We start from the raw sequence: 5,164 nt of genomic DNA, 5'->3' as shown, positions 1-5,164 counted from the left end.
GGGAACCAAGGTCATGATGGTATCGGATGGAAACGGGGTGCCGATCGGTCTGTATCTGGACAGCGCCCAACATCATGAAATCCGGTTGGCGGAAGCCACCCTGAAAACGGTTCGGGTACCGCAAAGGCGGGGGCGTCCCCGAACACGGCCCAAGGAATTGGTGGCTGACAAAGCTTATGACAGCCGTTCTTTTCGAATTTGGTTGCGCCGACGGGGGATCAAGCCCACCATTGCCACCATTCAGCGAAAAAGCCGCAAACCCCGTCGTGGCCGCCCCATCCGTGTGGGAGAGGGATACCGCCGGCGTTGGATCATTGAACACTGCTTCGGGTGGATGACCAATTACCGTCGGTTGGTGGTTCGGTATGACCGATATTTGCATATATATAGAGCTTTTTGCCTGATCGCACATTATTTGGTGTGTAAACCGAATTTTGAAATAGCTTCTAGTCTTGATAATCACCTTGCCTGGTAAAATCTATCTTTTTGATTCCCTTTTTCTTGATGGAAGGATCATAGTAGTATATCGGAGCTCGAATTTCGTTCTGATTCAGGTACGATACCAACCGGTATACTTCCTTCAATTCCTGCTCCTGGTTCTCTTTTGTCAAAGAAGTGGTCAAGTCAATTCTTACGGTTTGATGATACCTCTTTGTCTTTTGTTTTGTCTCATCAGCCACATCCACCGAGGCATCCCAATTGATAAGAGAGTCGAAGGCTTCCTCGATTTGAGGCTATCTGTCGCTGCCAAGGGGCCTACCGGCCGGAAGGAAATGACCCCTTCACCTCATTTGTCTCCGCTATTCTCGTCATCCCGCGGGTTCCTTGTACGGGCAAACACCCATTTAAAAACTTTTTCGGTTGCCTTGTCCCTCCGCAGGTCATTCCGGACTTCTTCGTGCGCCTCCAAATCTTCCTTGTTGGTGACCGTCATCGCCCGGTGATGTTTTTTCAAGTGGAGATAACACCACCACAGTGGAACCTTCGTAATGGACAACCGTGAAAAGAGATAACCCAAGAACCTCTTCCTCTCCTCATAGGTGGACACCTGGACATCGTGCTGAATGAACAAACATTCGATGTACCGATGAAACCGGGATTCTAAATCCCTAAAAAACTCCTCCGTGATCAAATAATGGGTGGTCAATTGTTCAAACATTTCCGCTGTCGACAAGACAATTTCCCTTATCTCCTTCTGTTTTTCCAGGGCCTTTCGGGGAATATCCCGGAAAACATCGAAGGCTTCCTGAACCTCTGGTGGCATGGGTTCCTTCAGCAGGGTGTGGATCCAATTCAGCAGTTTATCCAGGTTCTCCCAGTTATCTGTCGGACGGTTGGCATAGTGCGGCCCCCGAAGCAAGATCTCCCGGAATATCGCATCCGTTGAGTTGATCATCCTGAGGGGCCTTTTCGCCTCTGAAAACGGCGGAACCGATCCGTCCTCCCGGATGATAAGGTATCCTTCGGCATCTTTATCGGGATCAAATTTTCCTCGATAAAAAGTGACACAATAATATTTCATTCCTGATACAATGGCCCTATCGGGTATAACATTTTCTTTTTCCCCTTCTTTTTTGTAAGGGATTACCGCTTTTTTCACTTCCTCAGGTACGGAAGGAAAGGGGTTTACTGGTTTTAATTTCAGCCGAATTCGCTTGCCCATTTTCAAGTCTCCTTTATGCTTCACCTTTGTCTATGAAAACAAACCCTTCACCAAGTTCCATCCTTTTTTAAACATCTTCCGATGTTTATACCCCCAGTACGACTCCCGCGCCGTTCCCACAACCATCAGTCCAAAACCCAAAAGCGCTCCGCCGAACCTGAGCACACTCCCTGCAGAACCGATCGCCTTAAATATGGCATCCGTCCGTTTTTCACCTTCAGAATTAAAAGCATCGATGGTATGCCTAACTGTCTCATATCCTGAGATTCCAATATCGGCCCACGCCAAACCCTTGCCCAATCTGCTCAGGGCAAATCCTTCTGCTTTAGCCGCCTCGGAGTATGCTTTTTGGTGGAGTATACCCTCTGTGCCAAGTTTCCTGCACCTTTCCCTGTATCAGCAGCCTCCCGAACCTGTTGAAACTGCTTATAAAAAGCGTAGGCCTCATAGCTTGTATCCGCAAGATCCCAAGTATCATTAAAAAATGATAACCCTTCATGATCAGCTAAACCAATAAACCCTCTGTAAAGTTTGTTTTGCCTTAAGATCAAATCAGCCTTGTTGAAACCGTTATGATACACCTTATCGCCAAACGACAAAAAATTAAATCAAAATCTTTTGTTGCGAACTTAAAAACTTTCCATCCCAAACTTTCATCCCAAGACTTAGACTCATTATTAGTTTTTTTGGAATCCTTTTTCGATCCGGATGAATCGGATTGGTCCTGGTTCGATTGCGAACCCGGCAAGGGCATATTGTCCGGTATGGGCATTTTGTTATCCGGCAACGGCATGTTGTCCGGTATGGGCATGTTATCGGGTATTGGAAATGGATCTGCATGAGCAACCGCCAAACCGAAAAAGGGAAAAATGAGGGAAATTAGATAGATAAAAAGAACCATCAAAGCCACACGCCGGGATTTATTCTTCATGATTCCCTTCGGGACAATAATTTTTATTAATTAATTATTTATAAATTTTATAAATAAAAACACACAAGGAGTAGGGACCCAATTTTCAAATTACAACACAGATCTCAATAAAAATTGGCCCCCTACCACCAAATCTCTATCATTCTGTTATTGTTTATATTTTTCTTCCATTTCTTCAGCTTTCTCCCTTACTCTTTGTGTCTCCTCATTTTTAGCTTGATTAAGTCGATCTTTTACTTCCCTAAAATTCTCCTTCCTGTAGTCATTTAACACCCTCCATCTACCCCATATTTTGTCATACAATGATTTTTCATCTTTTTCTCCTTTAAGCTTCCCCTTTTCTGCAAGATATTCTTCCGCCTCAAGCATTCGAGATCTTTCTCTTGTACATTTATCTATCATAGAAACATCAGCTTCATCTATTACATCATATTTTTCTGCCCATATATTGGTGGTCTCTAAATAGCTCTTTATTCCCCACATTTCCCATTCCTTAGCAAGTCGCTTATACTCCTCTTCCAAATGCTTTCTAAGGTCCTCACCCGTGTTTACGGTGGTATATTTACCCCCGCCGGCTTCCGCTACCTTTTTCAACGCCCGCTGACCCTCATTGTCCACATCAAAGCCGATGATGTTAACGATCGCCTGGATCTCCGACTCATGCAGCTCCTTCGCCGCCTTGACCGGATCCCCGCCGCAGGTCTCGATCCCGTCGCTCACCACATAGATGATGTTCTCCACGTTTTCTCCCGTATTTTCGCTCAAATCATTCTTTGCCTGCTCGATTGCCGCAGCCAGGGGAGTCCAGCCCGTTGGACGGAATTTGTTCAGGGATTTCTGGAAGGATGCTTTGTCATAGGCCCCCAGGGGATAAACCACCTCGGTGCTCTTGCAGGAGAGTTCCTTATCCTTCTCCTGATTGCTTCCCTTGTGACCATAGACCCGCAAGGCCACTTGGGCGCCCTCCGGCAGTTTAGAGGCAAAATTGCGGATCGCCTCCTTGGCCAGGTCCATCTTCACCCCGCCGCTCACCCGGCCGGCCATGCTCCCGCTGGCATCCAGGAGAATCTCCACGTTCACCTGCTTGGGGAGCTCCCCCTCGGGCGCATTCACGCCTCCCGGCTCTTTAATGTTCGTCTTGATCGTCGGATCAAAATTTTCCAAGGCCTTGAGCTCCGGCTTATAATCCTCTGCCAGCAAGGCCACGAGATGATTGTAAGCCTCGTCTGCTGTCAGGTTGTCGGGCAGCTTGTCCAGCTCTGCCTTCACCTTTTCCTCGTCGTACTTGCCTCCTGCATATTTGCCCGGCCCCTCCCGAAGCATTCCTTCCACATCCGTTGCCGCCTGTTTCACCTTCACTCCATCCGATTCCTTATCCGCATCAGCCTGATCCGCATTTTTTCCGGAAAGCAGGGAACATCCGCTGCTGAAAACCAGGCAAAGGACCAGCATCCATGAGAATGCCTGCTTCATTGCCTTCCCCCCAATCTTTTGCAACCCTCCATAGGAATTCCAAGTCTTTCATCGAAGATTATATCCGCTCATGCCTTGCGGTCAATAGAACTTAATTTTTTGAAACAACAACATTTAGTATCAAGAAGAATGGCAGAATTGTTAGATTTTTATATCCTTAATAGACTGCCAAAAAATATCCTAAAACCCGAGATTAACTCTTCGACCATCTCCCAATTGCCCACTCAATTCTTACTTGAAAACGCAGCAGGTTTACATTAGAAAACCCAAATATACAGAGGGGGTAAATATCTCCCCCTCCCTCAAAAATAGAAAATGCACTTCCAGAATCCCTTAATCTCCACTGAAGTGGACCGGAACGGAAATGGAACCGTGATCAAAAAATCCAAATTTCTTGCCCGTCACCGTAAAACGGACCTGCTTGCAGATTTCCATCAGATCTTCTTCCGTGTCCCCCTCCTCCAGTTTAAAGATCATTGACAAAGAATCAGGTCGGTCTTTTTCCCCCGAATCCACATATGATCTCATTATATTGTGTTCCATCCAAACCAATCGCTTTCTTGCATCCTGAGGTAAATGGGCTTCCATTTGAATGTCCGCAACTGCCGCCCATACAGAATGGTTATGAAATCGAAATGTAAAAGCTACACGCCTATATTTATTTGGATGTTTTATAATATCTGTTGCTTGCTCGGGACTTATTCCTCTTTGTATAAGATCCTCTTTTAAATGATCTCGTACCTCAATACTATATATAAAAATATTATTCCCCCGAACTTCCAATATTTCCCGTGAAACATCGAAGAAATAAAGGGTAAAATAGGATGCGACTACAAGCTATTTCAAAAACATGATCTGCCAATGTAAAATGGAAGTATGAGTACGAGACATGAGCTGACAGACGAACAATGGGCTGTGATTGAGCCTCTTCTTCCCAAACCTAAACCGGGACCCGGACGTCCGCCCGCAGATCCGAGAAAAACCCTGAACGGAATTCTCTACGTCTTGAAAACCGGTTGTACTTGGGCGGACATGCCCCGACAATATGGTTCTCCCACCACCTGTTGGCGGCGATTGAAACAATGGTCGGAAGACGG

Annotated in this window: 5 protein-coding genes; 2 read left to right on the top strand and 3 right to left on the bottom strand. The window is 46.2% G+C overall.

What is annotated here, in order from left to right; all coding sequences use genetic code 11:
- On the top strand, nucleotides 1–475 hold a 475-nt coding region (locus tag BM063_RS17040; protein ID WP_218154462.1), incomplete at its 5' end, for an IS5 family transposase.
- A gap of 312 nt (nucleotides 476–787) precedes the next feature.
- Here the strand turns inward: BM063_RS17040 and BM063_RS17030 are convergent.
- The 3 genes from BM063_RS17030 to BM063_RS17015 all read right to left on the bottom strand — a co-directional run bounded on the left by BM063_RS17030 (nucleotide 788) and on the right by BM063_RS17015 (nucleotide 4,067).
- Nucleotides 788–1,396, bottom strand: coding sequence for a hypothetical protein (locus BM063_RS17030; RefSeq protein ID WP_143085436.1), 609 nt, complete (start codon nucleotides 1,394–1,396; stop codon nucleotides 788–790).
- An 814-nt stretch (nucleotides 1,397–2,210) separates the two neighbouring features.
- Nucleotides 2,211–2,594 carry a hypothetical protein gene (locus tag BM063_RS17020; RefSeq protein ID WP_092041888.1) on the bottom strand — a complete coding sequence of 128 codons (384 nt, stop codon included), beginning with the start codon at nucleotides 2,592–2,594 and terminating at the stop codon, nucleotides 2,211–2,213.
- Between the two features lie 147 nt (nucleotides 2,595–2,741).
- Nucleotides 2,742–4,067 (bottom strand): vWA domain-containing protein, encoded by a 1,326-nt coding sequence (locus tag BM063_RS17015; protein WP_143085435.1) that lies wholly within the window; start codon nucleotides 4,065–4,067, stop codon nucleotides 2,742–2,744.
- An 876-nt stretch (nucleotides 4,068–4,943) separates the two neighbouring features.
- Here BM063_RS17015 and BM063_RS17010 point away from each other — a divergent pair.
- Nucleotides 4,944–5,164, top strand: a 221-nt coding sequence (locus BM063_RS17010) for a transposase (RefSeq protein ID WP_143085434.1), incomplete at its 3' end; no start/stop codon positions are given.

This window comes from Planifilum fulgidum (assembly GCF_900113175.1).
GTDB lineage: Bacteria > Bacillota > Bacilli > Thermoactinomycetales > DSM-44946 > Planifilum > Planifilum fulgidum.
This window is presented reverse-complemented; position numbering and strand designations above follow the sequence as displayed.

What these genes read in the sequence shown, in the direction of transcription:
- BM063_RS17030 (WP_143085436.1), bottom strand. Translation starts at nt 1,396, where the DNA reads ATGATCAACTCAACGGATGCGATATTCCGGGAGATCTTGCTTCGGGGG.
- BM063_RS17020 (WP_092041888.1), bottom strand. Translation starts at nt 2,594, where the DNA reads ATGAAGAATAAATCCCGGCGTGTGGCTTTGATGGTTCTTTTTATCTAT.
- BM063_RS17015 (WP_143085435.1), bottom strand. Translation starts at nt 4,067, where the DNA reads ATGAAGCAGGCATTCTCATGGATGCTGGTCCTTTGCCTGGTTTTCAGC.